28 protein-coding genes and 1 pseudogene are annotated in these 24079 nt (G+C 42.4%); 25 read left to right on the top strand and 4 right to left on the bottom strand.

The genetic code is table 11. From position 1 onward, the window contains the following. Nucleotides 1-81 precede the first annotated feature (81 nt). The 24 genes from ABWP91_RS12710 (at nt 82) to ABWP91_RS12595 (ending at nt 22332) form a co-directional block, all read left to right on the top strand. Nucleotides 82-846: a hypothetical protein gene (locus tag ABWP91_RS12710; protein ID WP_196718798.1), complete on the top strand. Its 765-nt coding sequence runs from the start codon at nt 82-84 to the stop codon at nt 844-846. Between the two features lie 12 nt (nt 847-858). Continuing rightward, nucleotides 859-1812, top strand: a complete 954-nt coding sequence (locus ABWP91_RS12705; protein WP_349479838.1) for a major capsid protein — start codon at nt 859-861, stop codon at nt 1810-1812. A gap of 47 nt (nt 1813-1859) precedes the next feature. Further along, a complete protein-coding gene (locus ABWP91_RS12700) occupies nt 1860-2102 on the top strand; it encodes an Ig-like domain-containing protein (protein WP_432652533.1) in 243 nt (80 codons plus the stop codon). A 41-nt stretch (nt 2103-2143) separates the two neighbouring features. After that, the gene (locus tag ABWP91_RS12695) at nt 2144-2623 is read left to right on the top strand and encodes a DnaT-like ssDNA-binding protein (protein ID WP_349479837.1); all 480 of its coding nucleotides are present in this window, start codon (nt 2144-2146) and stop codon (nt 2621-2623) included. A 2-nt stretch (nt 2624-2625) separates the two neighbouring features. Next, nucleotides 2626-2979, top strand: a complete 354-nt coding sequence (locus ABWP91_RS12690) for a hypothetical protein (protein WP_349479836.1) — start codon at nt 2626-2628, stop codon at nt 2977-2979. 1 nt (nt 2980) lies between these two features. After that, nucleotides 2981-3562 carry a hypothetical protein gene (locus ABWP91_RS12685; protein WP_353243579.1) on the top strand — a complete coding sequence of 194 codons (582 nt, stop codon included), beginning with the start codon at nt 2981-2983 and terminating at the stop codon, nt 3560-3562. Beyond that, nucleotides 3559-3960: a phage tail terminator-like protein gene (locus tag ABWP91_RS12680; RefSeq protein ID WP_353243578.1), complete on the top strand. Its 402-nt coding sequence runs from the start codon at nt 3559-3561 to the stop codon at nt 3958-3960. Before ABWP91_RS12685 ends, ABWP91_RS12680 begins: the two co-directional genes overlap by 4 nt. 46 nt (nt 3961-4006) lie before the next feature. Beyond that, on the top strand, nt 4007-4666 hold the full coding sequence (locus ABWP91_RS12675) for a phage tail tube protein (RefSeq protein ID WP_353243577.1): 660 nt from the start codon (nt 4007-4009) through the stop codon (nt 4664-4666). Then, complete coding sequence (locus ABWP91_RS12670; protein ID WP_272573260.1) at nt 4666-4929, top strand: Ig-like domain-containing protein; 264 nt, start codon at nt 4666-4668, stop codon at nt 4927-4929. Before ABWP91_RS12675 ends, ABWP91_RS12670 begins: the two co-directional genes overlap by 1 nt. After that, entirely contained in the window at nt 4922-5236 is a 315-nt protein-coding gene (locus ABWP91_RS12665) for a phage tail assembly chaperone (protein ID WP_211889258.1), read from the top strand. The genes ABWP91_RS12670 and ABWP91_RS12665 overlap by 8 nt, the downstream gene beginning before the upstream one ends. 50 nt (nt 5237-5286) lie before the next feature. Next, complete coding sequence (locus tag ABWP91_RS12660) at nt 5287-5523, top strand: DUF1799 domain-containing protein (RefSeq protein WP_273827097.1); 237 nt, start codon at nt 5287-5289, stop codon at nt 5521-5523. A gap of 272 nt (nt 5524-5795) precedes the next feature. Continuing rightward, nucleotides 5796-5975 carry a hypothetical protein gene (locus ABWP91_RS12655; RefSeq protein ID WP_006657771.1) on the top strand — a complete coding sequence of 60 codons (180 nt, stop codon included), beginning with the start codon at nt 5796-5798 and terminating at the stop codon, nt 5973-5975. A 12-nt stretch (nt 5976-5987) separates the two neighbouring features. Beyond that, entirely contained in the window at nt 5988-6467 is a 480-nt protein-coding gene (locus tag ABWP91_RS12650; RefSeq protein WP_272573259.1) for a type II toxin-antitoxin system death-on-curing family toxin, read from the top strand. A 187-nt stretch (nt 6468-6654) separates the two neighbouring features. After that, nucleotides 6655-8187, top strand: coding sequence for an SNIPE associated domain-containing protein (locus ABWP91_RS12645; protein ID WP_273827098.1), 1533 nt, complete (start codon nt 6655-6657; stop codon nt 8185-8187). Nucleotides 8188-8305: 118 nt separating this feature from the next. Next, the gene (locus tag ABWP91_RS12640; RefSeq protein WP_353243576.1) at nt 8306-8764 is read left to right on the top strand and encodes a hypothetical protein; all 459 of its coding nucleotides are present in this window, start codon (nt 8306-8308) and stop codon (nt 8762-8764) included. A gap of 60 nt (nt 8765-8824) precedes the next feature. Beyond that, nucleotides 8825-12313: a phage tail tape measure protein gene (locus ABWP91_RS12635; RefSeq protein WP_353243575.1), complete on the top strand. Its 3489-nt coding sequence runs from the start codon at nt 8825-8827 to the stop codon at nt 12311-12313. 36 nt (nt 12314-12349) lie between these two features. Then, nucleotides 12350-12694 carry a phage tail protein gene (locus ABWP91_RS12630; RefSeq protein WP_353243574.1) on the top strand — a complete coding sequence of 115 codons (345 nt, stop codon included), beginning with the start codon at nt 12350-12352 and terminating at the stop codon, nt 12692-12694. Further along, nucleotides 12691-13434: a phage minor tail protein L gene (locus tag ABWP91_RS12625; protein WP_353243573.1), complete on the top strand. Its 744-nt coding sequence runs from the start codon at nt 12691-12693 to the stop codon at nt 13432-13434. Before ABWP91_RS12630 ends, ABWP91_RS12625 begins: the two co-directional genes overlap by 4 nt. Continuing rightward, complete coding sequence (locus ABWP91_RS12620; protein ID WP_353243572.1) at nt 13431-14141, top strand: NlpC/P60 family protein; 711 nt, start codon at nt 13431-13433, stop codon at nt 14139-14141. The genes ABWP91_RS12625 and ABWP91_RS12620 overlap by 4 nt, the downstream gene beginning before the upstream one ends. Continuing rightward, complete coding sequence (locus ABWP91_RS12615) at nt 14138-14746, top strand: tail assembly protein (RefSeq protein WP_272538535.1); 609 nt, start codon at nt 14138-14140, stop codon at nt 14744-14746. The genes ABWP91_RS12620 and ABWP91_RS12615 overlap by 4 nt, the downstream gene beginning before the upstream one ends. After that, nucleotides 14743-14952, top strand: coding sequence for a recombinase RecA (locus ABWP91_RS12610; protein WP_219248165.1), 210 nt, complete (start codon nt 14743-14745; stop codon nt 14950-14952). The genes ABWP91_RS12615 and ABWP91_RS12610 overlap by 4 nt, the downstream gene beginning before the upstream one ends. Before the next feature lie 53 nt (nt 14953-15005). Then, entirely contained in the window at nt 15006-19745 is a 4740-nt protein-coding gene (gpJ, locus tag ABWP91_RS12605; RefSeq protein ID WP_353243571.1) for a TipJ family phage tail tip protein, read from the top strand. Nucleotides 19746-19752: 7 nt separating this feature from the next. Beyond that, nucleotides 19753-20730, top strand: coding sequence for a DUF6453 family protein (locus ABWP91_RS12600; protein WP_353243570.1), 978 nt, complete (start codon nt 19753-19755; stop codon nt 20728-20730). A 78-nt stretch (nt 20731-20808) separates the two neighbouring features. Further along, nucleotides 20809-22332 (top strand): phage tail fiber protein, encoded by a 1524-nt coding sequence (locus ABWP91_RS12595; protein ID WP_353243569.1) that lies wholly within the window; start codon nt 20809-20811, stop codon nt 22330-22332. Between the two features lie 83 nt (nt 22333-22415). Here ABWP91_RS12595 and ABWP91_RS12590 read toward each other — a convergent pair whose 3' ends face one another. Continuing rightward, a complete protein-coding gene (locus tag ABWP91_RS12590) occupies nt 22416-22628 on the bottom strand; it encodes a helix-turn-helix domain-containing protein (protein WP_275075335.1) in 213 nt (70 codons plus the stop codon). Nucleotides 22629-22790: 162 nt separating this feature from the next. Further along, nucleotides 22791-22952 (bottom strand): annotated as a pseudogene (locus ABWP91_RS12585) (DinI-like family protein); the annotation flags it as partial. A gap of 267 nt (nt 22953-23219) precedes the next feature. Between ABWP91_RS12585 and ABWP91_RS12580 the strand changes: the two are divergent. Further along, nucleotides 23220-23489, top strand: coding sequence for a helix-turn-helix domain-containing protein (locus tag ABWP91_RS12580; protein ID WP_275075897.1), 270 nt, complete (start codon nt 23220-23222; stop codon nt 23487-23489). A gap of 39 nt (nt 23490-23528) precedes the next feature. Here ABWP91_RS12580 and ABWP91_RS12575 read toward each other — a convergent pair whose 3' ends face one another. Both ABWP91_RS12575 and ABWP91_RS12570 read right to left on the bottom strand, forming a co-directional pair. Further along, entirely contained in the window at nt 23529-23807 is a 279-nt protein-coding gene (locus tag ABWP91_RS12575) for a hypothetical protein (RefSeq protein ID WP_275075896.1), read from the bottom strand. Next, nucleotides 23804-24049: a DinI-like family protein gene (locus ABWP91_RS12570; RefSeq protein ID WP_154629396.1), complete on the bottom strand. Its 246-nt coding sequence runs from the start codon at nt 24047-24049 to the stop codon at nt 23804-23806. The genes ABWP91_RS12575 and ABWP91_RS12570 overlap by 4 nt, the downstream gene beginning before the upstream one ends. Nucleotides 24050-24079 lie beyond the last annotated feature (30 nt).

The following is a 24079-nucleotide window of genomic DNA, read 5'->3' as shown; positions in this document are numbered from 1 at the left end:
TGGCCTTTTTTAATACCTAAATTCAGCTGAGGGCTGAACTAACTCAACGCGCTAGGCGCATTCAATCCCAAGGGGAATCACATGTTATTTATGAATATCGAACGCAAATACTATTCACAGGCTGGTGGAGAGGATAAAGGGGGCGGTGCTGGTGGCGCACCCGAAATCACACCTGAAATTCAAACCCTTATCGACCAGCAAGTGTCTGGACTAAAAGCCAAGAACACCGAGTTACTCGGCAAAATCAAAGAGCAAGGCGATAACCTGAAGCGCTTTGATGGTATTGATCCCGACACGGTGAAAGGGATGCTTAAACGCTTTGAAAATGACGAAGAAGCCAAACTCATTGCAGATGGCAAAATTGATGAGGTCATCAATAAGCGTACCGAGCGTATGCGTGGCGATACAGATAAGCAGTTAAAAGAGGCTAATGCCCGCGTGGAAAAAGCAGAAGCTTTTGCCAATAAATTCCGCGCACGTGTGTTGGGCGATGAAATTCGTTCAGCGGCGGGTAAAGCTGGCGCATTAAGCAGTGCGCAAGAAGATTTAATTCTACGTGCCAAAGGCATTTTTCAAATCAATGACGAAGGTCAGGCCGTCGCGGTTGATGAAGATGGGAATCCAATCATGGGCAAAGATGGCCGAACACAGCTATCCCCTATTGAATGGATTGAATCCCTGAAAGAAAGCGCACCGCACTTATTCCCAGCCGCATCAGGTACAGACGCAGGGAAACATAAGCAAGGTGGTGCACACCTTAAACGTTCTCAAATGTCCGCCAGCGAAAAGGCTGAATATATTCGCCGCTATGGTCGTGACACTTATTTAAGACTTCCAAAAGAGTAAGGAAAGGCAGCAATGACAGCAACAGTGAATAGTGATTTAGTGATTTATAACGATTTGGCACAAACTGCGTTCTTAGAGCGTCGCCAAGATAATTTAGCGGTATTCAACCAAGCATCGAATGGGGCCATTGTACTGGATAACCTGTTTATTGAAGGTGATTTTCGTAAACGTGCTTTCTATCAAATCGGCGGCTCCATTGAGCACCGTGATGTTAACTCTACGGAAAAAGTGGATAGTAAAAAGATCGGTGCGGGTGAATCGGTTGATGTTAAAGCGCCGTGGAAATACGGTCCTTACGCAACAACCGAAGAGGCATTTAAACGCCGTGGTCGCGATGTCTCTGAGTTCTCAGAGCTGGTGGGTACCGATGCGGCAGATGCTTCCTTAGAGGGTTACATTAAATACTCGCTGGCGGCATTGGCAGCAGCTATCGGGAATAATAAAGCAATGGTTGTCACGGCAGATATTGCCACCGACGGTAAGAAAACACTGACCAAAGGGTTACGTAAATACGGTGATAAATTCAACCGTGTTAATTTGTTTGTCATGCACTCAACGACCTATTTTGACATTGTTGATCAGGCTATTGATAACAAAGTGTATGAAGAAGCGGGTGTGGTTATCTATGGTGGTCAGCCCGGCACGCTGGGGAAACCTGTTCTCGTGACAGATACCGCGCCAGTGGATGCTATTTTTGGTCTTGTTCCTGGTGCGGTGACTATCACCGAATCTCAAGAGCCAACTTTCCGCTCATTTAACATTAATGATAAGGAAAACTTGGAAATTGGCTATCGTGGTGAGGGCACAGTAAATGTGGGTGTTCTAGGCTATAGCTGGGATGAAACTAAGGGTGAGAACCCTGATTTAACCAAACTCGGTACAGAAGGCAACTGGAAGAAGCATTTTAAGAGCGACAAGATGACGGCTGGGGTGATGATCAAACTGACCACCGAAGCGGGAAAGTAACTCTGTCAGCGGATAAAACGTCCGCTATCGCTGACAGTGCTGATGTTGTGACCGTTACACTCAATTACACCAAGGGGGGCTCGCCAGTTGAGGGAGCTACCGTTAATTGGTCAACAACGGGGGGTAATTTGAGCGTAACATCCTCTAAGACGGGCAAAGCGGGTGGCACGACAGTCAAATTGACCTCGGATACCGAAGGTCAATTCATTGTCACGGCAACAGTCGATGGAGTGACTCAGTCAACGGATGAAATTACATTTATGGCTAAGCCACCTGAAAGTGGTGAATAACTTAAAGGGGTGTAATGCCCCTTTCTTATTTTGAGGGACTTATGATTGATTCAGATAAAACCTCCCTGACCTTTAACAGCTATGCTAGCGTAGCGGATTTAAAAGCCTATGCTTCAGCAAGGCAGTTAACGCTACCTAATGAGGGATTAGAAGGATTGCTCATTGTGGCCATGGACTATCTCGAATCCCAAAAGTGGTTAGGTAAACGAACCGATGTTCATCAGCTGCTCTCTTTTCCACGTACGGGATTAATTCGCGATGGTATTGCGGTTTCAAGTGAGGTTATCCCTCAGCAAGTTATCCAAGCCCAATGCCGCTTAGCGATTGAATCTCAAGAAAACGACCTGCAACCCACTTTAGGCGGGGAAATCATTGCGGAACGTATTGAGGGTGCAATTGATTTGAAATACGCGGAAGGCACCAATACCGGCGCACCGAATTTCGCTTGGTTGAAAGGTTTGTTATCGGGCTTGATTGATATCTCTGAGGGGTTCGCCATTAATACGTTTGCAATGAGGTAGCTATGAATATCTATCAGCGTGGTCACCACACAGCATTGCGAATGCTGAAGAAATACGGTGCTTCATACCCAGTTAAACGGGATGGCAAGCATTGGGTTGATGATGAGACGGGAAAAGAGCACCACGAGGCTGAAACCGAGTTTCTTGCCACAGGAGTTAAGGTGCAATACAAACCCCATGATATTGACGGGACGCTTATTCTGGCGACGGATATCAAAATGATCTTTTCACCCGCCTCGGTTATTCAGAAAGGGGATCGGGTATTCGTTGACGGCGTGTGGTTACGTGTTCAAGAGCCTAACCCGATTCAACCTGCTGAACTCGTGATTTGCTATCAATCTCAATTGAGGGCGTGACATGTCACAATCATTTATGCGTTCAATTAACCTGTTTGTTGATAGTGCCCAAGCAGATATGGAAGCGGTCGTTAAGAAAACAGGGTTTAAAATTTTGGCTCAGCTGGTTCAAATGTCACCTGTCGGTAATCCTGAACTCTGGGAAGTCAACCAGACGGCAGTCAGTTATAACCAAGCAGTATTTGAACACAATGAAGAACTTAGGAAAGACCCTAATAACCTTACCCCGAAGAAACGTCAGCTAAAAAAACGCGTTCGTGTCAATGATTCCATGGATATCAAAGCCCCTCCGGGTTATACCGGTGGGCGGTTTCGGGGTAACTGGCAAGTGACGTTTGATACACCTGCAGACGGTGAGACAGGACGAATTGATAAATCAGGCCGAATGACCGTCTCTATGGGAAATTACGTCATTAAGCACTTCAAGGTAGGAATGAGTGCTATCTACTTTACCAATAATGTGCCCTATGCTTACCCGTTAGAAATGGGCCATTCAAAGCAAGCCCCGAATGGCATGGTGGCTATCACTGCACAGAATGTGAGTCAGTTCTTTAGAGAGGCTATGGCTGAGGTGAAATCATGAAGCAATCCGAAATTAATCAGTCAATACGTGCGCTGGTGGCTCAAATTGCGAAGCAAGTGGGGTTAAAGGTGGCATGGCCTAATATGGCTTTTGATGAGATTAACTCCCCTTATCTGCAAATGCATATTTTGCCAGCGGCAACGGAGAATATGGGGCTAGCGCTCGATATGCCGATTTTAAAAGGGGTCATTCAAATTAATATTGTGGGTAAGGTGGGGAGCGGTGACGAACACTTAAGCCTGATTGCGGATAACATTAAAACTCAGCTGGAAAATGGACTCACATTGACCAAAACCCTTTATCTCAACAGTGAGCCAAATCAATTACCCCCTCTCGTGGGGGATACTCACTACACCATTCCCATACGCACATCCTATCGATGTGATTCAGTTCGATAACACCGCCAGCTGGCGGTTTTTTTATGCATAAATAAAGAGGTTCATTATGGCGGAATATAGCATTCCTAATGGTTCTACTGTTTCGGTTTCCAGTGGATATGGTGAAGCAATCGCGATTACTGCCGCATCGAATGCCAGTGAGGTTGTTCTTACTGTTGCAAGCGCGGGCGATATTAAAGCGGGTGATATTGTGATCATCAGTGACAGTTGGAGTAATTTAAATGGCCCTAAACGGGTTAAAACGGTTGCAGCTAGCAATATCACCATTGAAGGCTTTGACAGTACGGATAAATCTAAATATCCAGCAGAAGAAGCAATAGGCACTATCAAGAAGGTCACGGGTTGGACGCAAATCAAGCGTGTGACGACGGTGGGTATTGAAGGGGGCGATCAGCAGTCCACCAGCATTCAGTTTCTTGAAGATGATCAGGCAATCAGCATTGACACCTTTAAGAACCCGTACATCATTACTTACACATTAGCCTATAACGCCGATGCTAAACATCATGCTTTATTACTGGGTTATGATGAGAGTAAATCGCTGGTGGCTGTGCGTTTTTATAATAAACGTGCTGAGCAAGATCGCTATTATTTGGCATCGACCTCGTATAAAGAAATCCCTGATACGGCGGTGAACGAAATTGAAACAACGACCGTTCGCTTCTCTTTGCGTTCTAAACAGTCTGTCTACGCCCACGCAAAGTAATCCCGGTATCTGAGCTCACAATTGATAAACCGATTGCCACAGGTGTTGTGGGAGAGGCGATTTTACTCAACCTCACCTTAACACCTGCTAATGCATCTAATCAGAATGCGACATGGAAAAGCTCTGATACCGCAAAAGCGACTGTGAATACCGCAGGTAAAGTCACACTGAAAGCCGCGGGCAAAGTGACTATCACTGCCACTGTTGACGGTGTGACAGTCAATTCAGTTATTACAATTAATGAAAAGGCGAATAATGGCTAAGTTAACCTATAACCCAACACCGACATTTGAACATACCGTCAAAATCACAACACCTGACGGTAAGCAAGGTGATTTACCGTTTGTATTCGTTCACAAAAAAATGAGTGAACTGGATGAGATGGGGAAAGCGGACGATCTAACCGATACAGGATTTTTGCTTCAAATTGCGAAAGGGTGGGGATTCAAAGATCGCGAGTTTAACCAAGATAACGTGGCAGAATTTTTCGATAACTACCCAGGGGCAGCTTTCGAAATTTTTACGTCCTATCGCCAAGCGCTCTTAGGTATTCGGGAAAAAAACTCCTAGCGGTTGCGCAGGCACTTTACAGTAAGCCACTGTCAGCGATTGAATTAGATTTGCTGGGGGATCTTGATGACAATGATGTTGAGGTTACCCCAGATATTGAAGCTTCAGTCACGCTATTCCAAGCGCTATCAACACAATGGCGGGTCAGTATGGACGGTCCTACTGGGATTGATTATAACGTTATCCCCATGCTGGCCAGTGCTTACGGTATTTGTGATCTGGCAACCGTGATTAAAGATATTCAACTGATGGAATCAAAAGCGTTAGAATTGCTCCATAAAAAATAGGGCTTACAATGCCCTAAATAATCAAATCTGTTTATTTATACAGTTGTTTGTGCAGCGATATTTAACGTTTAGATTTGCATTGAACAATAGCTTTCTATTGCAGCACAAAGTGGAACGTGGCAATCTCGCGGGGCGCGAATTATACGTATGACAATGTAAAATACAAGCAACGCTATTGACTTAATGTAACTTAACTTACATTATAACCACAGGTAATACGGATCGTATACCTAGATGCAATTTATAACTCATTGGTTTATAACGAGGTTAATATGGGTCACGCACTGCAAAAGCCTAATCGCTTAAATATACCTGCTCGTGACAAAAGTAAAATTGCAGCACCAAGAGCTGCCATGAGCGAGCAAGGAAATCATGATAATCAAGTCAAGAATGCTTTTGACTTTGGTTTCACTCGCTATGAAAAAGCCATGGAAAAATTAGCTAAGGTATAGTGAGTGATAAATATCACAGGGGAGTTTGTTGAAGGAATTAACTATCTATCTACTGATGATCTAATAAACATCAATAGAATATTGATAGAGCTGCAAACTCCCAATGAGCCAATCGAAGTATTGAACTTCAATAACCTTAGCTCATCCCAATCAAGACCCAGCCAAGTGAAATATTATGAACAGACAGATGACATGTTTGTTCTTACTGCGGTATTAATTGAAAGTCTGATACAAAATCATCCTTTTGCCAATGCTAACAAACGAACTGCCATGATGGCGGGATACGTTTTTTTATTGCTTAATGGCTATGAGCTAACAGCCCCAGAGGATGAAGTGGTAGAAATGGCTCGCGGATTAGCAACCAAAGAATATTCGCTTGATGAATTGGACAGTTGGTTGTGTAATTGGTCAAGAGATTTTGATTCAAGGCAACTCTGCAAAGAGCGAGTAGGCATTGAATACTGTTCGATATTCAGATTTAAATCAGATTAGCCCACTTCGGTGGGTTTTTTATTGCTCTAATTTTATTTTCCACCAGCTGGTGGGTTGTAACGAGTTACAATTTAGAACACATGAACCCTCTGAGTTGTTATATCCCTCCTTGCTGTAAATAAGATCAGTAACGCCTTCCCTAAAACAAATGGTTAAATGTAGATAACTAATTATGGAGGATGCGCTAATGAATTTAGTACCAATAGGTATTGCAGTGCTTTTGTTTATTGCACTTATTATTGTTATTGCACTTAAACACAAAGAAAAGAGAAATTATGAATTAAAATTATTGCGTTTTAAGCCAATAGATGATGCCGAGGAAGAGGCTAGGAAGATTTTAGACACTGCCTTAAAAGAAGAAAAAGAAAGGCTAGAAAAAATTAAAACTGATGAACTGATAGCTAGAGATGAAATTAATGCTGAGGTGGCAGAAAAAAGAAGAGCTATTGATGAAGAGATCAAAGAAAAAATTAACGAAATAGAAAGTAGGGAGCATAAATCACAAGTAGAAATTGATAACCAAAAACAAGAACTACTGATTTTGAAGGAAAACTACAATGAAAAGCGTAAGCAATTGATTGCACTAACCGAAAAGCTAGCTTTGGTTAATGATAGTGCTGAAATGCTTGACTTTGGAATCTATAAGCCTCGTTTTGATTACCATGACTCTATAGCTTATCAAGAAGCAATATTAATAAATAAAGAACAACAAAAAGGATTAATTAGAAGTAATGATGCATGCTACACGCCTTCTGGTTGGACTGTTAATGGAAGTGAGTCTGAAGGTAAGAGAATGACTAAGCAATATGTAAAATTGTTAGTTAGGGCTTTCAATAGTGAATGTGATGCAGCGCTGGCAAAGGTTAGGGCTGGCAATGTTGAGCAATTAATTAAGCGCGTTGAAAATGCATTTGAGTCATTAAACAAATTTGGGCAAACAGTTGGAATTAGAATCACTGGTGAATACCTGGCTGTCAGACTTGAAGAAATTCTGTTAACTCATGAAAAAGAACAAAAAATTCAAGATGAAAAAGATATTTTACGTGAGGAGAGAGAGCTTCAGCGAGAAGAGGAAAAGGCTCAGCGCGAATATGAAAAAGCTATAAAAGAAGAACAAAAAGCAGAAAAAGATTTCCAAAAGGCAATGGAGAAAGCGAGAAAAGAACTCGAAAAAGCTAATGCTGAAGAAAAAGAGAGAATCGAGTCTAAAATAGCAGAATTAGAAAGTAAGTTAGCTGAAGCTCAAGCGTTATCAGAAAGAGCAAAATCACAAGCTCAACTTACTAGGAGTGGGCACGTTTATGTTATATCTAATATTGGTGCTTTCGGTGAGAATATCTATAAAATTGGCTTAACTCGTAGATTGGAACCTGAAGAAAGGGTAAATGAGTTAGGGTCGGCTTCAGTTCCATTTAAATTCGATATACATGCGTTAATATACTCTGATGATGCGCCAGCATTAGAAACTAGCTTACACCAAGAGTTTATAAATCATCGCGTTAACATGGTGAATAATAGAAAAGAATTCTTTAATGTTCCGTTATCATCAATAGAGAAGAAAGTCAGAGAATTAGGGTTTGATGCTAGTTTTGACGAATTCGCCATTGCAAAAGAATACAGAGAAACACAAAGTCTATTATCAATGGTGAATAATAAAAAGAATGACAAAGAAGAAAGTTTAGCCGAGAAGATTGAGGATGAGTATCCATTGATGGTATAGGTATTTACTCTGAACAATTTATTAATGTATCCAACCTGCTACGGCAGGTTTTTTTGTTTGCTTCAATTTGCATCCTCGCTAAGCTAACATTACTGAAACTAACAGGTGGGATGGATAGATGAGAAAACTATTATTAGGACTTTTACTTTGCTCTGTTGGATTTGGGGCTGCTGCTGACTGGAAGTATTCTGAGAAAGTTGATGAAATGCGAGGAACTACTCAATACTTTGCAAGTTTAGCACCTGAAAAAGAAAACGAAGGTGTGAAGTTAATAATTAAAGCTGAAAGCCAAAATAATCAAGAGGTGTATGATTTCCATTTTGAACTAGAAGGTGGTGACTTTGATTGCAAATTGGGTAAGCTGTGTTCAGGACTTATAAAGATTAATAATCATAAAATCAAAGAGCTGCTTGTCGAAGTTGATAAAGTTCGACAATCTGAGGCTTCAATAATTGGCGCTTTTAAATTTGCAAATGATTTAGCCGATTCACGAACTATCTACATAGAAGTCCCTGTATTTGGCAAAGGCATGATGCAATTTAAGTACGAACCCAATAAACTAAAATGGTTGATGTAACAATCATCCACAGTCACACATAACCACCTTCGGGTGGTTTTTTTGTACCCGAGGAAAGTTATGACACAAGAAATAGCCAGTATTTCATTTAAGGTCAGCACTAGCGAACTCGAAAAAGGTTCTAAAGCGCTAAATGATTTACAACAAGCTGCCAGCAGGACAGATCAATCCGTTGATGAGTTAAATAGCACGTTTAAACAGTCTGAACCAGCACACAAGGCAGCAGCCCATTCTATTTCTGAGTTAACCAAAATACAAAGAGAAACGGTTATCTCTGTTGATAACATGAATGCGAAGTTCAAGGAAAATGCCTCATCACTGCGAGACCAAATTCTATCCATAAAGAAAGCGGGTGATGCGAGCAATCAATTTGCAGAAATCCTGAAAAAACTGAATAGCCAGTATGAAAGTGGAAGAATTAGCGGCGTACATTTTTCCATACTGGAAAATCAGATTAAAAAAGCGGTAAGAGAGACGGAATCAGGTAATACAAAAGTTGCTGACTCGTTCGCGAGGCAAATTGAAAGTATTGAAAAAGTATCGGGTTCAACAGCAAAACTGACCGCAATCAGAGAGAATCTGACCCAAGTATACCAAAAAGGCAATATTGATACCGAGCGGTATCAGGCATTACTTGAAGATATCACCAATCGTACCAGTGGATTATCTGTCGCTGAAAAAGAGCTTTCTGTTTTAAAGGATTCCTTTCTACGAAAAATGCATGAGCAAGTTTTTCTGTATGGTGCCAGTAAAACAGAAATGTTGTCGTACAAAGCTGCTCAGATGGGGATTTCAAAAGAAGCTGCTCCCATCATTACCCAGATGAAAAAGCAGGAAGAACGCACGGCAAGGCTGGCTTCCGAGCAAAAACAAGCAGCTCAAGCGGCAAGAGAGTTAGCCAGAGAGCAACAAATAGCAGCGGCCACAGAAGCGAGGGAGGCTCAAGCCAAAGAAAGCTTTATTCAAGCGTTAAAAAATGAAGCGGACGCAATAGGTAAAACAAAATCTGAATTGCTGCAAATGAAAGCGGCTCAATTAGGTGTGAGCCAACAGGCAGAACCGTATTTAGCGAAGTTAAAGCAGCAAGATCAGGCCTACCGCAATGGTGCTATTACATTAGGGCAGTATCGTAATGCTATGCGTCAATTGCCAATGCAAATGACTGATATTGTGACCTCTTTGGCTTCAGGCATGCCTATTTGGTTGGTCATGGTTCAGCAAGGTGGGCAAATAAAAGATTCCTTTGGTGGCGTTGGAAATTCATTCAAAGCGGTGTTGTCATTAATTACACCAATGCGCATTGCGATGTTTGGGCTGGTGGGCACAGCAGGCGCACTGGCGATAGCTACCTATAAAGGATCCCAAGAATTCACTGAGTACAATAAGCAACTTATTTTAACGGGGAGCTATGCAGGAAAAACAGCTTCGCAACTTGATTCATTGGCTAAGCAGCTTTCTGGTAATGGCATTACGCAATATCGTATGGCCGATGCGTTAGCGAAAGTGGTGGGTTCTGGTGCATTCTCAGGCAATCAAGTCGGTATTGTTGCTGATATTTCTGCAAAGATGGAAAAAGCAGTCGGGCAGGATATCGATAAAACGATTGAGCACTTTAAACGTCTTAAAGATGATCCAGTTAAAGCGGTAACAGAGTTAAATAACTCGTTGCATTTTTTAACCGCTAAGCAGTATGAGCAAATTGCGGCAGCAGAAGCGCAAGGCCGCACGGAAAAAGCGGCTGAACTTGCAACTAAAGCCTATGCCGAGGCAATGAATCAGCGCTCAATGTCTATCGTGGATAACCTTGGTACTTTAGAGCGTGCGTGGAATTGGATTGAGAACGCAGCGACTAAAGGCTGGGATGCTATGCTAGGTGTGGGTAGAAACCCTGGTCTTGCACTCGAAAGGCAGACCGCTTTTACTGAATTACAGGAAGCGCAAAAAGAGTACAAAAGGCGAGCTCAAAATTTAAGCTATAGCGAAGGATACAAAGGAGATAATCCGAGCATAAGGAGAGATGCAGAGCGTTTAAAAGAAGCTGAGCGTGAAGTTGAACTCAAAAAACAAGCCTACGAGCTTGTAGATAAAGCGGTGGCTGCAGAAGGACTCAAAGCTGAGCGAGAGCGGTTATCTAAAGCAGATCAAGAACGAGCTATTAAAAATCAAGAGACTTTTAATAAGCTTGTCGAAAGTGGATTAACCCCAGCAGAAAAGCGAGCTAAAGTAGAGAAAGAGCTTAATAAATTAATACAGCAGAATAAACAACTAGCTAAAGAAGGTGTTGCAACACTCTGGAAGCAAAGTGATATTGATACCGCAAGAAAGGGTATTGAGGAACAATTCAAGGATAAGCGTGTTCCAAAAGGTAAGGAATACCGCCCTGATTATGGCACCCGCCACGATGAAGATCTCCAAAAGCAGCTTTTAGCACTTGAGGCGCAAACAAAAGTGGCTCGTGATTTCTCACAAACAGGTGACCGCATTGTGAGTAATGAACGTAAGCAACTTATGCTTACTGAGGCACAATTCACTATCTTGGATAGGATTGTTAAAAAAGGTGAGCGTCAATTAACGGCTGATGAAAAATCACTGCTAATGCGACGTGAGTCTATTTTGTCTGGCCAGCGAGAACTTGCAGTTAAAGGTGATGCTTTAGAAAAGCAAAACCGTGAAAACAAGCTGCTTGAGGAAAGAGCTAAACGTATTAAAGAGATTGAAAATCGTATTCAGGCTTTAAAAGGCAGTGCAGGATTAACCGATAGACAATACCAGCGTAATATCGCATTAGAAAAGGCGGATTCACCTGAGCAAAAAGCCAAGTTAGAAGAGTTTTACCGTGAGGAAGATGAACTTCGGGGAAACTGGCGTGACGGTATCAAGAAGGGTTTTGCGGAGTTTGAAGAAGACGCAACCAACACTTATGGAAAAGTCGCTCAAGCCTCGCAGTTTGCTTTTGTTGGGATGACTAATTCTCTTACAGATTGGGTTATGACAGGCAAGGCTAATTTTGGTGATTTTGGGCGTTCGTTTGCTCGGATGGTTACCGATATGCTGATAAAGGCTGCAGCACTAAAGGCGATGACAGCTGCATTTGGCGGCACTAGCTTTGGTAACTTCTTAGGTATTAAGCCAGGCTTTGCGCGTGGCGGTTTTACGGGGTCAGGTGACAAGCACGAACCAGCAGGCGTTGTCCATAAAGGTGAGTTTGTTTTCACAAAAGAAGCCACAAGTCGTTTAGGTATTACCTCGCTAATGTCATTAATGAAAAGTGCCGAAAAGGGTTATGCTTCTGGTGGGTACGTTGGAAACAATCATCCTATGGCGAATGTACCTGTTCAGCGTATGTATGGAATGCAACCTGCTGGCGGACCTCAAGTCCATATTAGTATGGGGGACTTTAATTTTGGTAACTCTCAGCAGCAAGCCTCATCAAGCCAAATTAGTAATGGTGCCGTGGCGCGCGAATTCGAACAAATGGTAGAAACGGGTGTTAATAAACTGCTTCGCAATCCCGCATCAAATTTATCTCGAAAGATAAACGGTAAATAACAGCCACCAGCAGGTGGCTTTTTTATAGGTAAAACCATGGCTGAAGTATTTAAATGGCGCACTCAAATACAGGAGACGCCAACAGGCGAGTTTCGCCACCGAGTAAAAGAAGTTGAGTTTGGTGATGGTTACAAACAGGTTTCTGGCGATGGCATTAACACTGAGTCTCAGTTATGGCCATTTACTTATACGGGGCAAAAAACAGAAGTTATGCCCATTTTTGCTTTTATTCGGCAGCACGCGACAAAATCATTTATATGGACGCCCCCTTTCGGGGAAAAAGGGCTGTATCGAGTAAAGGCCGACTCCATCACATTGAAACCTATTGGTGGCAGCATGATCACTATCACTGCAACATTTGAACAGGCATTTAGCGCATGAATATAACCTCAGACATTCAAAAACTAGAGCCAGGTAATAAAGTCCAATTAATAGAAGTTGATGGTAGTGAATTTGATGCACCTATTCTTCGCTTTCATGCCTACAATATCCCTCATACACCAGAAGAAATTGATGCCGCTGGGGATAACATAAAACCCAAGCCAATTTGGTGGCAAGGTAACGAATATGGTGCATGGCCTTATGAATTAGATGGGATGGCAAAAAATAGTGATGGAAGCCCCGCAAGACCAACACTGAGAGTGTCTAATATTGATGGATTAATTTCATCTCTGTGTTTGCGTTTTGACGATATGGCACAAGCGAAAGTCACTATTTATGAAACTTTTTCGCATTACCTTGATGCTAAAAACTTTCCAGACGGGAACGCCATGGCTAATGCTGATGAGTTCTTTTCTCAAGTTTATTACATTGACCAAAAAATTAGTGAAGTTGCTGGTGGATCCGTTGGGTTTGAACTATCGAGCCCATTCGATTTGCAAGGGATGATGATACCCGTTCGCCAGATACATAACCTGTGTTACTGGTGTATGAAAGGCGATTATCGGAGCGGTCGAGGGTGTAACTATACGGGCAATAAGTACTTCAATGAACGGGGTGAGCCTGTCGATGATCCATCGTTAGATAAATGTGGTGGGCTTATCAGTGATTGTAAAAAACGTTTTGGTGAGAATGAGCCTTTGGACTTTGGAGGGTTCCCTGCAGCAGGATTAATACGATGATCACAAAGAAATTAACCGAGGCGATATTTCAGCATGTACAAGCGGAATATCCCAAAGAGGCCTGTGGTGTTATTTGCCAAAAAAGCCGAGTCAAAAAATACTTCCCCTGCAGTAACCTTTCCGATAACCCTAACGAACATTTTGAACTTTCCCCTGAAGATTATGCCACTGCCGAAGATTGGGGCGATTTGATAGCGATTGTGCATAGTCACTGTGGTGATGGTGTGACGACTCAACCCTCTGAAATCGATAAGCTACAGTGTGATGCCATGGGGTTACCGTGGATTATCGCATCATGGCCAGAAGGTGATATTCGACTCATTCAGCCTCGAGCAGAGCGTGAGCTAGAAGGACGTCCCTTTGTGCTGGGTCATGCGGATTGTTGGTCTTTAATTATGGACTACTACCGACAGGCTCACGGCATTGAGCTGCATAACTACAGCGTCGATAGGCACTGGTGGGAAGAAGGTGAAAACTTGTATATGGATAATTACCAGAAAGCGGGTTTTGTCGACGCCACTGGTGAGCCTAAAGAAGGTGACATGGTGATTATGCAAGTGCAAGCCGATGTTCCCAACCATGCAGGGGTGATAGTTGACGGTATGTTATTTCATCATCTATATGGTCAACTGAGTCGACGTGTTCCCTACAGCGATTATTGGCGGGATCGGACGGTAAAAATTGTTCGGAGGAAAGAGCTAGCATGACTGAACTTAAAACGATACGCCTTTATGGCCAACTCGGTACCCAGTTTGGGCGAGAACACAAATTAGCGATTGATTCCCCTCGTGAAGCCATAAAAGCATTATCCGTACTTTATGATGGATTTGAGCAATTTCTTGCGAACGCACATCTTAAAGGGCTGGAGTTTGCCGTATTTAAAGGTAAGCGCAATATTGCTGAAGATGAGCTACATCTTGATACTTGCGAAGATATTCGCATCGCACCAGTAATTAAAGGCAGCAAGCGAGGTGGCTTTTTTCAGACTATTTTAGGTGTGGCCATGATTGGTGCCGCTATGATGATGGGGCCTGTTGGTTGGGCAGCATTTGGTGCTGGCGGTTTTGCGGGGGGCGCACTCGCTCTGGCTGGGGCGGCAACGGCGATTGGTGGCGTAATGCAAATGTTGTCACCTCAGCCAAGCGGAATATCAATGCGTCAAGATGCGGATAATAAACCATCGTATGCTTTTGGTGGCGCAGTCAATACCACAGCCCAAGGCAATCCCGTACCACTACTTTACGGGCTCGGTCGCCGTGAAATCGGCGGCGCAATTATCTCTGCGGGGATATACACGGAGGATCAGCAATGACATTCATTGTTCGCAGTCGAGTCGATTTCGCTGCTGAAGGTTGTGACTGGGAAAAGCCACACTGGGATAAGCGAGAAAAAGTTCACTGTTGGCGAAACTATGCACCACTTGAATTGCAGCAAATGTGGCACACATTCACGGATGAACAAAAGAAAACGATATTCTATGCACTTAATTTAGTTGCGGGCGATGAGCACTGGGAATAACACAACAGTAATTCAACTTAACCACCTACGGGTGGTTTTTTTATGGGTGAAATATGAGAATTCAAGGCGCGAAAGGTGGGAGTTCCAAACCTCGGACACCCGTAGAGCAAAAAGATAGTCTATTAGCAGAATCAACGGCAAAGTTACTGCTTGCTATTTCTGAAGGGGAAATTGCTGGTGGGTTAGATGATACGTGTATTTTTCTTGATGATACCCCAATCGGTAATGCGGATGGCTCTAAAAACTTTGACGGTGTGACGTGGGAATTTCGTTCTGGTAGTGAACATCAGGAATATATTCAAGGTATCCCTTCCGTTGATAATGAAATTGCGGTGGGGATGGAGTTAAAAGACGACCAGCCATATGTAAGAACGGTTAATAATACCCAGTTATCGGCGATCCGCATTCGTTTGTCTGCGCCTCAATTTCTCCAACAGCACGATAACGGCGACACCACAGGTTACCGTGTCGATTATGTCATTGAGCTTTCCACGGATGGTGCTGGCTATAAAGACGTGGTTAAATCCGCCTTTGACGGTAAGACCACCAGCGAGTACCCAAGAACGCATCGTATTGATTTACCCAAGGCTTCTACAGGTTGGCAAGTTCGTGTTCGCCGTTTAACGAAAAACCAGAATAATGCACGCATTGCGGATCGGATTAATATCGCCGCGATTGCGGAAGTGATAGACGCCAAATTGCGGTATCCAAATACGGCTCTGTTATTCATTACCTTTAATGCCCGTCAATTTAATAACCGTATTCCTAAAGTCAGTGTGCGCCCACAAGGGGGCTTGTTGATTAAGGTACCAACAAATTATGACCCCATTAATCGGACCTATTCGGGTGTGTGGGATGGAACGTTTAAACTGGCTGCAACGAATAACCCAGCATGGGTATTTTATGACTTGGTACTCAATAACCGTTACGGCTGTGGTGACCGTATCAAGGCGTCACAAATTGATAAATGGGATTTGTATAAAATTGCACAATATTGTGACGAATTAGTCCCAGATGGACATGGTGGTGACGGTAAAGAGCCCCGTTTCTTGTGTGATGTGTATATTCAATCGCAAGAGTCTGCTTATACCGTCCTGCGTGATATCGCCGCAATTTTCCGTGGTATGACGTTCTGGGCGGACAATAAAGTCAAAGCGGTTGCTGATATGCCAGCCAGTATTTTCCGTACTTTTACCAATGCGAATATTGTGGGCGGTAAACCCTCTTATTCAGGCGGCAGTACTCAGAATCGCTATACACAAGCACTGGTTTCTTTTACGGATATTAATAACCACAGCAATGATGATATTGAGCCCGTAGTCGATTTAAAGCTTCAGCGACGTTACAAGACTGTGCGTAAGGTGGAGTTATCCGCTATTGGGTGTACCCGTCGAAGCGAAGCCAATCGCCGTGGACGCTGGGCATTATTAACCAATGCCAATGACCGCATGATTTCCTTTGCGACGGGGTTAGAGGGAGCAATACCTTCTCCTGGTCATATCATCGCTGTTGCTGATTCATCACTTGCAGGGCGCAATACGGGTGGTCGTATTTCAACAGTCGAAGGCCGTAAAATTACCCTCGACAGAACGACCTCAATTAAAGCGGGTGACCGTTTAATTGTTAATTTACCCCATGGCGGTTCTGAGGGGCGGACGGTCACGACGGTGAATAAAAAAGTGGTGACGGTTTCTGTTGAATATTCGCAGGTACCACAAAAAGAAGCCGTTTGGGTAGTGGATTCTGACGATTTAGCCGTACAACTGTATAGAGTGATTAATATCAGTGACAATGCTGACAATACTTACACTATTAACGGTACCATTCATAACCCTGACAATTATGACCACATTGATTCAGGGGCGCGTATTGATGAACGGCCAATTACGGTTATTCCACCCAATGTGCAGCCAGCACCTATAAACGTGCGTATTTCTTCCTATTCTCAAGTAGACCAAGGTATTGCATTCACCACATTGCGTGTTGATTGGGAAGCCGCTGAGAGTGCGATTGCGTATGAAGCCGAATGGCGTCGAGATAACGGTAACTGGATAAATGCCCCACGTACATCGACACTGGGTTTTGAAGTCAATGGCATTTATGCGGGGCGTTATCAGGTCCGCGTGCGGGCAATTAATGCGTCAGAAATTTCCAGCGTGTGGACCAGTGCGGAAGAAGCCCAACTCAACGGTAAAGAAGGCAATCCACCAGCGCCACTTAACTTGCGGGCGACATCAGAGGTTTGGGGTATCACATTGGACTGGGGCTTTGATGTAAATACCAGCGATTCTCTGAAAACAGAGCTACAGTATTCCCCCGAAAACACCGCTGATTCTATGCAGTTACTGGCGGATGTACCTTATCCTCTGAAATCTTATCGCATGTCTGGTCTTAAAGCGGGCGTACGTTTCTATTTCCGTGCAAGGCTGGTGGATAAAAGCGGTAATCAATCAGCATGGACAAGCCTTGTTTTAGGTGAATCATCAACTGATGTTGAGGGGATTCTTGAAGCGGTTGGCGATAAGTTTCTCAGTACTGAAGCTGGTAAACGAATGGAATCTCAAATTGAAGATATTGCACTCGAACAGCTTGAAATTAAGCATGAGATTATCGATATCGATAGCAAAACAATTGAGATCGATAACAAGGTATTAAGCCTTAATACCGATTTAGCAATCGTTAATGAAACAACATTGCAAAATCAAATTTATGCAACGAACTTACGATATGAATTCAAGCGTGAGACAGTCAGAACCGAAGGGAAAATATTCCGACTTGAAGAAGTTAATGCACAGCAAGATGCTGCAGCAGCGCGTTTTCAAGAGCAAATCAGTGCTAGAGTGGATCACAACACTTCTGCGATTCTTCGCGTTGAACATGCCCAAGTCACGCTTGAAGAAGCCACAGCGGAGAAAATCAACCAAGTAACAGCGGAAGTTGACGCAGCCAAAGGGCGTATCACAACGGTTGAGAAAACCACTGCAACACTGGAAAAAGCACAAGCCGAGTTCAAGCAGTCAACAATTGCAGAGTTTGGTGACATCTACGGCGCAATTACTCGCATGGAAATTGCGAACACAAACAAGGAAATAGCCCAAGCCGAAACGGCTATGCAGACCATTGCTAGCTTTAGCAAGATGACTGACCGTCTGCGAACCTCTGAAGCCAGCATTTTACGGAATGAAAAAGCGATAGCGACGGCTGACAAAGCAATAGCAGAAACGGGTGTTCAGCTTAAAGCGCATATTGATGATACTGCGGCAAATATCACTGAAATCAAAAAGGTTCAAGTTGAACAAGATAAAGCACTCGCTCAAACCCGAGAGCAGCTCACTGCGGATATTAAAGCGGGTGATGACCAACTGAAGGAGGATATTGATAAACAGGGGCGCGAACTGTCGGATGTGAGTAGTGTTGTTGATTCTCAAAAAACGGCTATTGCTAATTTGGAAGAAACGACAACAGAAACGAAAGAAAATCAGCAAAGTATCTATGAAGAAATGCATGCTAACTTTGCACAGGTACGTAAAACGCAGGCAGATCAGGCATTATCACAGGCTGAGTCGACATCTCAAACTACAGCGGAAGTGAGTAAAGTCCGTAACGATAATCGCAAAATCAAGGCACAAGTTGAGCGTACGGAAGAAGCAACAGCCACACTGGATAAAGCCCAAGCGAAGTTATCCGAAAAAGTTTCTGCTTTAAATGAAGAAACGGAAGCCGCATTTGTTCGTGTTACTGAGTCAATAGCTGAGAAAGATAAGGCCCAAACCCAGCACACTGAGCAAACTCGTGCGCAGTTACAGAAAAACATTGATGAGAAAGGCCAGCAAATCGATGAACAAGGAAAGGTCATTGATAAGCAAGGTAAAGATCTTTCTAACGTCAGTTCAGCGGTAACTAAAAACACTAATGCGATAGCTGACACTAATAAAACCATTGCAGAAAACGAGGAGAAAACAAGCAGTCGCTTTGAGGGGAATGAAGCTGATATTGCTCATATGCAAAAAACAGAAACAGACAAAGAGTCTTCCCAAGCGGAAACGCTCTTACAGCTTGCTGTGCAAAATATGAAGCAAGGCAATGATGCAAGGGTAATTAAGGCTAGCATCATTGAAACCAACAAACTTATTGCGACTAATGAAAAAGCCCACGCTGAAAAGTTTACCCAGTTGAATGCACAGTATGAACAAAGCGATGCTCGTGTGACTCAAATTGAAAAAGCGATTTCAGACAATGAAAAGGCTCAAGCAGCCGCTAATGAGCTAATTCATTCCGAAATCAAGGACACTAAAGCGGAAATTGAAAAACGGGCGGAGACCTCAGTTGATCATAAGGGAAATGCATCATCGGTATTTAGCATCAAATCAGCGGTTATGCTCAATGGTCAGTACTATGAAGCACAAATGATGATGGGTGCGACGGTCAAAAATGGAAAAGTTGTTACGCAAATAGGTTTCAGTGCCGATACATTCGTTATTTTCAATCCATCGAACGGCAAGTTAGAGCCTGCATTTGTTGTGGTTAACGGGCAAGTTGTAATGAGTGATGCGCTTATTAATAAGGCAACAATTCAACAAATTGTTATTGGAAGTGATATGCGCTCTAAAAACTATGACCCAGTAAAGCGAACAGGTTCACGTATAGATTTAACCAATGGAATTTCAGAAGTATATGGATCAGATGGTGAGGGCTCTATGATTCAAAAAAATAATGAAATTTCGATGTATGACAAAGATGGCAATTTGGAATTGTTCATTGGTAACTGGAAAGGGGGGAATTTTGGCGTATGACGTTTATATGTTTAATAAAATTGGTTTGAAAAATCCCTATGGGCTTTCGGGTACACGTAGCTTCAATTATCTAAGAACTATTGATGTGCCAAGAGCCCCTCTAGGGGAATGGACTTATTCCCATGAAGTAACTATCACTGAAAAATCCCCCAATACCAATCTGATAGCCGTTCCATTTCAGGCAACTAATGTTTGGCGGGATAATATGGATTGGTTTAATCATATTGTTATTGAAAACATACGAGTGGCAGATAATAAAGTCAATATCGGCTTAAGAACATCGTATTTTTATAAGAATGATTATCGAGGTTATACAGATCCAGCGGCTAGATTGCATGTATTTGAAACGCATAATGAGGGGGCTCATTCAGGCTGGGGAGTTTATATTAGGGGGGCAACTGATTTTACTGCAATAACTAGCAATACCCAGCTCGGGTTTATTGTCTGGTCATTTAGCGGGATGGTAACAAACGCGCTAACATTGCCCAGCAACTTACCTAACCGTAATTCTCAATTAGTTCTTGCGTATTGGGATCATTCCAGCGCGGTAGTTGAGTATGACCATGTTACAAATCGAGTGACAACAAATGGTAATGCTGTTCAAATGGACATTATCATTATTCAGAGCGGGTTTACTCCACCTTTAAAAAATGGTGATAAAGGATTGTTTTTATTTAATAAACTCGGGCAGCCCGTCATCACGAATCATTACCCACCAATCAAAGCGCCTGGTACTATTCATATAGGAAGAAATGAATCTAAAGTGTACGAAAGGCCACTAGTGCCACTGGCGCGGTATGGTGTATTTTTCACAGGGTCAACGGGTAATGCTCGATGTTGGCATGGCGGGCTAAAAATGCAAGGTGGTCGAGTGAGCATTGCTAGAGGAACTTACTTTTTGAGTGGAACGCACAAAACAGGGGCAGGCAATGAGTTTTATTCTGAGTGCGACACCATCGTTTTAAATCGAGATGATTACTTTTAATTTCTAAAAAGTTATTAAATTACAACTAGGCCGCTTAATTGCGGTTTTTTTACGTCCAAATTTCGGAGAATCAATCCTATGTATAATATCGGTACCGTTACCACTACAGCAAATAGTCCAAAAATCACAGGGACAGGCACACGCTGGAAAGATAACACCACACTTGTCTCAGTCGGACAAATTGTGCTGATTGAAAATGGTTCCAATTTACTCATCAATAGCATTTATTCCATTGAAAGCAACACAGCCTTAACGTTGGCTTTTCCTGTTTCAGCAAAGCTGACTAATGCGAAATATATCATTCTAACAACAATGATTGACTCCATTTCTGATGGTGTTAACAAAGCGACAGCTCAGGTTATTGCAAGTGAAGTCTACACAGAAATTTTAAATCAGTGGATGACGGCTCAGGGCACCATTGATGTTGAATTGCCAACTGGGCAGAAAATTAAGCTTCGTACGGTTGCAGAAATGGATAAGCAGCTAGATGGGAAGCTTGATAAAGCTGGTGGTCAAATAACAAAAAATGACCAAGCTCTAGCAATTAAGGTGGCAGGAGAAAGCCAAGCAAACTATATTGGTTTCTTAGATGCTTCTGGATATCGAAGAGGGCTTGTTGGCTACGGAAACACAACTGATGATTTTGCTATTAGTAATACGCGCTCTGGCATCACATTTAAATTGACCGCGGATGGAAAAGCGTTGATTGGAAGTGCTGAAATAATAAAGTCTGGTGATTTTGGCTTGGGTAGTATTAGTCCAGTAATAGATAACACAGCACTAACTAAAACAACCACTAATACTTTTTTTAGGCAAGGTGGTGGGGCAGGTAATGATGCTTTTACTAGTCATGGCGCTGGGGCTGCTATAGCATACAGCACAACAATAAGATGTGGGTATTTTGTTAAATTAACAAGCAATGAATTATATACATATACATCAAGAGATGACACTAATGCTGGGGCGTTGAAAATTGCTAAAGTATATTCTGAGGCAAACACAACGAAAGACTCAAACGGTAACTTAAAAGCAGCATCACCGATTATTCGAGTATTTGCTGACCATGTCGATCCAAATGAAGAAGCGGAAGGCGTCACACTCAAAAAACTGCATACGGGTATTTACCAATTACATGGTGTTCTTGGCCTGCACTCTGATGCGAGCTGGGGCGGTATTAACGGTGGTATCACAATTCCATGTGGTATTAATCAGCTTCCACTTGTGTATGCGCTTTATGATGTGCTTGAAAAGGGTAAACAACATCCATTCGATGGCCGTATCGTTGAACCTGATGAAGATGGCGACATCGTTCTATACACGACCTATCGTAAGCATGATTTACCTCAGAACATTCAATATGAGCGATTCAAGCTTTACCCTGAGTTCTTAAAAGAAGTCGACGGGGAAAAGGTAGAATTAACACCGGGTGAGCCTTGTGATATTCCTGTGGGCCACTGGGTTGATGTTCGTGTAAACATGCCATCAAACTCTATCTACAATCAAAAGCAAGCTGAAGCAGAGAGACTCGCTAAGATAGAAGCAGAGCGATTAGCGCAAGAAGAAGCTAAACGTGCAGCAGAGGAAGTGGAAAGGGCGGAGTAGGAGGCTGTGGAACGTAAACAATATGGCCTTGGTGACAATGACGCATTGCTGTAATTAGGACAAAAAAGCCGCATATTGCGGCTTCACTTACTATACGCATTCAGTAGCTCTTGAATACTAACATCAAGAATGTTGGCTATCACGAATAAGTCATCGATGTATATTGATAACTCACCACTTTCATATTGTATATATTTTTCTTCAGAGGCTATTAAGCCTTTTGCTATTTCTCTGGTTGAAATATTTTTGGCTAACCGCTTATTTTTTATAAGGCTGCCGATTGCTTTATTTCCCATATCCCTCTCAATCAGTCCAGTTACAGAGTAAGTTAGTTAGGGTGAGAGGGTATTTTACAAAAAATCATACAGGCTTCAAACGAAACAAGACTAAGCAAGTAATTTATAGACAGAGCAGTAATAAAAACTAATGCGCGAGCTCGAGTAGTTGGCGTATCTAGATCACTTATCAAAATATTCCACTTCGGCTTCTTGGGTTTCAGGAAGCCAATCACCTTCATTAAATATTTCTTCTAGCGTTTCTTCAATGTAAGTTTTCTTCTCATTCTTCCCAAGACCATCAATAGACAGATTATCTTGAGTGCTCCAGTTTATGTCGATATTTAGGTTATGGTATTAGTGCAAGAAGAAGCTAAACGTACTGCAGAGGAGACATAAACGATAGGGCGGGAAACTGTGTAAAATTAGCAATACAACATTTGATTATATAGCACCTGACAATGGAGTTAAAAAGATAGTATCGGCTTAAATCAAATATCAAAACGGCATCATTCTATAGTGAATAAAAAACCTCCTTTTAATATACTTATTAAAGGGGCATTAAACCAATCTTGCTTACAGCAAGAGCATTATTTGAATGGAGTCGCATGAATGATTGCTAAAAATACATATACGGTATTAGTTGGGAAAAAAATTAAAGAGTTAAGACTAGGATCTGGTTATAAGCTTTTTCAATTTGCTCAACTCATAGGTTGCAAGAGCGAGCAACAATTGTACCGCTATGAGAGAGGGATAAATAAAATTGATATAGACACACTGATACTAGCATTAAAAGTATTAAATGTTGATGTTAGAGAATTTTTTGAACAGCTAGATGAAGATTTTACTCAAGCGTCAACAGATGACAATATGAATATATAGTTGTTATCAAATCAAAGCCGCAATATCTGCGGCTCGTTTTTATATCAAATATTTTTTAATTGGTTCTGGATAATCATCATCCGTTTTTTCTAAATACTCTCCGATCTTAGCGTACATATGTTCTGCAATATCACGAGATAAATAGGTACGTTGTGCGGGTCTATCAATATCTTCCCATTTATGCGTTTCTTTGTTGATCGAACCATCGGCAAAGGTAATTTCCAACACTAAAACCTCATAAGGGCTATTAATACCTACCTTCACCTCTGTAATTCTAGGAACAATATCAACGTTGCTTTCTCTGTAGTCTATTTTCATGCCGGTACCCACGAATCATCAAGCCATATATTTTCGATAATTTCATTTATTTCTTTGGTCGCATCTTCGCTTTTAGCTCCAGTGACCACTAATGATGTTGACGAACTTAAAGCCACTCTGACGTTTAGCGGGCCGTACTTGTCGCCAATCTTGTGTATCACTTGTTCTCGTAGAGCGTTGCGTACTTTTTCAGATGGCTTATTACTATTTTCTTTATCAAAGAGAATTTCAATACGAGGCATAATGTAACCTCCTATTTAACTGTTAATTTA

Source organism: Providencia sp. (genome assembly GCF_040396775.1).
Taxonomy (GTDB): Bacteria; Pseudomonadota; Gammaproteobacteria; order Enterobacterales; family Enterobacteriaceae; genus Providencia.
The sequence above is the reverse complement of the archived record's forward strand: the minus strand, read 5'-3'. Positions and strand labels throughout refer to the sequence as shown.

Excerpts from the sequence above, each read along its gene's own strand:
- ABWP91_RS12710 (WP_196718798.1), top strand. The coding sequence starts at position 82 with ATGTTATTTATGAATATCGAACGCAAATACTATTCACAGGCTGGTGGA.
- ABWP91_RS12705 (WP_349479838.1), top strand. The coding sequence starts at position 859 with ATGACAGCAACAGTGAATAGTGATTTAGTGATTTATAACGATTTGGCA.
- ABWP91_RS12695 (WP_349479837.1), top strand. The coding sequence starts at position 2,144 with ATGATTGATTCAGATAAAACCTCCCTGACCTTTAACAGCTATGCTAGC.
- ABWP91_RS12690 (WP_349479836.1), top strand. The coding sequence starts at position 2,626 with ATGAATATCTATCAGCGTGGTCACCACACAGCATTGCGAATGCTGAAG.
- ABWP91_RS12685 (WP_353243579.1), top strand. The coding sequence starts at position 2,981 with ATGTCACAATCATTTATGCGTTCAATTAACCTGTTTGTTGATAGTGCC.
- ABWP91_RS12680 (WP_353243578.1), top strand. The coding sequence starts at position 3,559 with ATGAAGCAATCCGAAATTAATCAGTCAATACGTGCGCTGGTGGCTCAA.
- ABWP91_RS12675 (WP_353243577.1), top strand. The coding sequence starts at position 4,007 with ATGGCGGAATATAGCATTCCTAATGGTTCTACTGTTTCGGTTTCCAGT.
- ABWP91_RS12665 (WP_211889258.1), top strand. The coding sequence starts at position 4,922 with ATGGCTAAGTTAACCTATAACCCAACACCGACATTTGAACATACCGTC.
- ABWP91_RS12655 (WP_006657771.1), top strand. The coding sequence starts at position 5,796 with ATGGGTCACGCACTGCAAAAGCCTAATCGCTTAAATATACCTGCTCGT.
- ABWP91_RS12645 (WP_273827098.1), top strand. The coding sequence starts at position 6,655 with ATGAATTTAGTACCAATAGGTATTGCAGTGCTTTTGTTTATTGCACTT.
- ABWP91_RS12640 (WP_353243576.1), top strand. The coding sequence starts at position 8,306 with ATGAGAAAACTATTATTAGGACTTTTACTTTGCTCTGTTGGATTTGGG.
- ABWP91_RS12635 (WP_353243575.1), top strand. The coding sequence starts at position 8,825 with ATGACACAAGAAATAGCCAGTATTTCATTTAAGGTCAGCACTAGCGAA.
- ABWP91_RS12630 (WP_353243574.1), top strand. The coding sequence starts at position 12,350 with ATGGCTGAAGTATTTAAATGGCGCACTCAAATACAGGAGACGCCAACA.
- ABWP91_RS12625 (WP_353243573.1), top strand. The coding sequence starts at position 12,691 with ATGAATATAACCTCAGACATTCAAAAACTAGAGCCAGGTAATAAAGTC.
- ABWP91_RS12620 (WP_353243572.1), top strand. The coding sequence starts at position 13,431 with ATGATCACAAAGAAATTAACCGAGGCGATATTTCAGCATGTACAAGCG.
- ABWP91_RS12615 (WP_272538535.1), top strand. The coding sequence starts at position 14,138 with ATGACTGAACTTAAAACGATACGCCTTTATGGCCAACTCGGTACCCAG.
- ABWP91_RS12610 (WP_219248165.1), top strand. The coding sequence starts at position 14,743 with ATGACATTCATTGTTCGCAGTCGAGTCGATTTCGCTGCTGAAGGTTGT.
- gpJ (WP_353243571.1), top strand. The coding sequence starts at position 15,006 with ATGAGAATTCAAGGCGCGAAAGGTGGGAGTTCCAAACCTCGGACACCC.
- ABWP91_RS12600 (WP_353243570.1), top strand. The coding sequence starts at position 19,753 with ATGTTTAATAAAATTGGTTTGAAAAATCCCTATGGGCTTTCGGGTACA.
- ABWP91_RS12595 (WP_353243569.1), top strand. The coding sequence starts at position 20,809 with ATGTATAATATCGGTACCGTTACCACTACAGCAAATAGTCCAAAAATC.
- ABWP91_RS12590 (WP_275075335.1), bottom strand. The coding sequence starts at position 22,628 with ATGGGAAATAAAGCAATCGGCAGCCTTATAAAAAATAAGCGGTTAGCC.
- ABWP91_RS12580 (WP_275075897.1), top strand. The coding sequence starts at position 23,220 with ATGATTGCTAAAAATACATATACGGTATTAGTTGGGAAAAAAATTAAA.
- ABWP91_RS12575 (WP_275075896.1), bottom strand. The coding sequence starts at position 23,807 with ATGAAAATAGACTACAGAGAAAGCAACGTTGATATTGTTCCTAGAATT.
- ABWP91_RS12570 (WP_154629396.1), bottom strand. The coding sequence starts at position 24,049 with ATGCCTCGTATTGAAATTCTCTTTGATAAAGAAAATAGTAATAAGCCA.